Source organism: Streptomyces sp. NPDC020996, assembly GCF_040641355.1.
GTDB lineage: Bacteria > Actinomycetota > Actinomycetes > Streptomycetales > Streptomycetaceae > Streptomyces.
In genome coordinates, this window is record NZ_JBFADM010000138.1 from 1 (window position 1) to 3,519 (window position 3,519).

General features: G+C 70.0%; 2 protein-coding genes and 1 pseudogene. 1 reads left to right on the forward strand and 2 read right to left on the reverse strand.

Annotated elements, in window-relative coordinates:
• Positions 1–159: 159 nt before the first annotated feature.
• Positions 160–1,902 (reverse strand): MFS transporter, encoded by a 1,743-nt coding sequence (locus AB0G63_RS38940; RefSeq protein ID WP_360760597.1) that lies wholly within the window; start codon positions 1,900–1,902, stop codon positions 160–162.
• A gap of 508 nt (positions 1,903–2,410) precedes the next feature.
• The gene (locus AB0G63_RS38945) at positions 2,411–2,995 is read right to left on the reverse strand and encodes a TetR/AcrR family transcriptional regulator (protein ID WP_360760600.1); all 585 of its coding nucleotides are present in this window, start codon (positions 2,993–2,995) and stop codon (positions 2,411–2,413) included.
• Between the two features lie 267 nt (positions 2,996–3,262).
• On the opposite strand from AB0G63_RS38945, the pseudogene AB0G63_RS38950 reads away from it, so the two are divergent.
• Positions 3,263–3,519: pseudogene (locus AB0G63_RS38950) on the forward strand (hypothetical protein); the annotation flags it as partial.

Sequence of the window (3,519 nt, forward strand, 5' to 3'; positions counted from 1 at the left end):
GCCGCGGCACCGCTTCGGCGAGCATGACCCCGTTGGCCTGGTGCGGAACGAAATGCGACGGGCCGGGGTGCCGCCGTCGGGCGGCACCCCGGCCCGGACGCACGGGGATGCCGGGGCGGGCGGCGACGGCGTACGCGCAGCCCGCCCCGGGTCAGTCGCTCACGCGCCGCCCGGCACGTCGGCGACGTCCTCCGGCCGGACCTTGGGCAGCGCGAGCACCAGCAGGCAGGACAGCCCGAAGCAGCCGATCTGCCAGAACACGACCTGCTCGAAGCTGTCGCTGAAGTTCGCCTTGCGGGCCTCGGGCACGGCCGTGCCGAGCACCGCGGACTTCACCTTCTGCTTGACCTCCTGAGGCAGCGGGCTGTTCGCCATCTCCTTCTCGATCCGCGCGCAGCTCGCGGGCGTCTCGGTGAGGTCCTTCTGGTTCATCTTGTCGTGGAAGCAGGTCTGGAACGCCGTGGTGATCTGCGTCTGCTGCGCCTCGGCCACCCCGGCGGCCGCGAGGTCGCTGCGCAGCTGCGGCACCGCCGACGCACTGGAGTCGTCGGCGTTCGAGCCGAGCAGCCCGTAGAACAGGATGCCGGCGACGGCGATGCCGATGGCGATGCCGACCTGCTGGACGGTGGCGAGCATGCCGGACGCGGAGCCCGCGTTGCTGGAGCGGATGCCGGCCAGGATGATGCCGGTGCACGGCGCCAGGAAGAACCCGCCGCCCAGGCCGGCCACCATCAGGGAGGGAACCAGCTGGTAGCCGTGCAGGTCGGAGCCCGCCCAGTGCAGGGTGCCGATGACCCCGGCCATGCCGACCAGGAGCAGGCCGGTGCCCAGTGCCAGCGTCTTCGTGCCGAGCTTCCTGACCACGGCCGCCGAGCGTGCGGAGCCGACCGCGATGAGGGCGGCGAAGCCGAGGCTGACCAGGCCGGCGGAGATGGGCGTGTAGCCGAAGCCGATCTGCAGGCTCATGAAGAACGTCATGAAGAACGACGGGATGCCGGCGAAGAACACGACGCTGATGATGAGCCCGACGGTGAACGACCGCTCCTTGAACAGCCCCGTGGGCACCAGTGGGGAGCGGCCGGCCGACTTCGAGAGCTTGTTCTCGTAGAGGAAGAACTCGGCGAGCAGCACCGGGCTCAGCACCAGCAGTGCCAGGCTCCAGCCCGGCCAGTCGTGCTCACGGCCGATGACCAGCGGCAGGATCAGGCTGAACAGGCCGGCCGTCAGGATGCCGGCGCCGGTCACGTCGAGCCGCTGCGCGCCCGGCGCGGAGGACTCGGGGATCTTCGCCAGGCCCAGGCACAGGGCGATCACGCCGATGGGCAGGTTGACGTAGAAGATCGCACGCCAGTCGGTGCCCATGATGTTCAGGTCGATCAGCCAGCCGCCGAGGACCGGACCGAGCACGGTCCCCAGGCCGACCGAGGCGCCGTACATGGCGAGGGCCTTGGGGCGTTCCTGCTTGGAGAAGGTGACCTGGATGATCGACAGGACCTGGGGGAACATCAGGCCCGAGCACATGCCCTGAAGCACCCGGGAGGCGATCAGGAACGTGGAGCTGGGGGCCGCGCCGCACAGGGCCGAGGCGATGGTGAAGCCCAGCATGCCGATGAGGAACACCTTGCGGCGGCCGTGGATGTCACCGAGCCTGCCGCCGGTCACCAGGGTGCAGGCGAACGCGAGCGAGTAGACCGCGACGACGAGCTGGATCTCGGCGAACGTGGCGCCGAGATCGCTCTGCAGCGACGGCAGCGCGACCATCGTGATGGTCGTGTCCAGCATCTGCATGAAGATCGCGGACAGGGTGACCGCGAGGATCAGCCAGCGCGCGGGGTTCGCGGTGGCGGACGGAGCGGGTGCGGTGCCGGGCGGAGCCGTCACGCCGGTGTCGATGGATTCCATGATTCCTCCCTGGGTCGTCTGCCTTGCCCGACAGCGCCCTCAATATTTCACTCTCCAATGAAGTCTACGAGCACTGAATTCTTTTGGGCAACCGCTGCGACCGCGATCCGGACACTCGTCGTCCGCTCGACCGCCCGCCGATTCCTCGGAGTTGACCTGCGGCAACCCGGCGGCCAGGGCACGGACGGCCGCCGCCCCGGCCACGACGGGAGCGCCGGGCGTGCCGGGCGCACGGATGTCCGACACCGCGAAGAGGGGATCCGGCGGCCGCACGACGGCAGGCGCCGACACAGGGACGCCGGTACGGGGACGACGCCACGGGGGCGACGGCACAGGGACGCCGGCACGGGAACGACGCCACGGGGGCGACGGCACAGGGACGCCGGCACAGAGGCGCCCACGCCGAGACGACGGCAGGGATGCGGCAGCAGGGATACGACGGCACGGTGCCGGGCGGGATCGAACGCCGATCCCGCCCGGCACCACCGCCGAACGTGCGCGCGACCCCTCAGGAGGAGGCACGGGCGCCGCCGGCGATCCCCTGCGGCGTGAGGAACGCGGCCACGACCGGAGCCAGCGCGCGCACCATCTCCTCGTCGTCCTCCGCCAGCCCGGGATCCAGCAGCCCCATGCGGCGGGACGTGTTGACCCCGATGAACAGGCTGCTGATCAGCCACACCCTGATCTCGTCGGCGCCGCTGTCCGCGACCTCCCTGGGCAGCAGCGACTGGCTCAGCCGCTCCCGGGCCGCGGGCAGGTCCGCCGCGGACCGCAGGACGCCGAGGATGCGCCGCTGCTGGACCGGGTCGTTCCAGTCGGCGACGGCGTGCCGCATCAGCCATTCCGCGGCGTCCGGATCGCCGCGCTCCATCGCCTCCCGGATCGCCTCGGCGGGCCTGACCGTCTCCTCCACCACGGCGCCGTAGAGATCCTCCTTGGAGGCGAAGTAGTGCCCGATCAGCGCGGGATCACAGCCGGCGTCGGCTGCGACGGCCCGCAGGGAGGTGTTGCTGTACCCCAGTTCGGCGAAGAGGTCCGCCGCCGACCTCATGATCGCGCGGCGGGTTTCGGATGCGCCTCTAGCGTTTGCCACGGCGGCACTTCCTCTCGATCCCGAGTCCCCCGAAGGACGCGCGACGCGAATTCATCTTGGCGTGAAGTCTACGTTCAGTGACTTCCTCGGTCAAAGCTTTGCGCCGCGCGTAGACCGCTTGCAGGCGCCACTTCCCGGCTGGCCTGCGCTTCGACCGCGGATGCCGTCGGCACCCCCGCCACGAACCCCGAACGGCCGGACTCTACCCCCGCCCCCAAGGCAATTCAACACCCATTGAAATCATCGTGCGTTGAGCTTAGGCTCGCGATGGGCTTCCGCCCCCGTCGGGCCGTACGACACGCGCATTTTCCGTCCAGGGAGAGGCACTTGCCGGTGACGAATCAAACAGAGCAGCTCGACCGGGTCGTCATACGCTTCTCGGGCGACTCGGGCGACGGTATGCAGCTGACAGGTGATCTGTTCACCTCCGAGACGGCGTCGTTCGGCAACGACCTGTCGACGCTGCCGAACTTCCCCGCCGAGATCCGCGCTCCCGCAGGCACCCTGCCGGGCGTGTCGTCGTT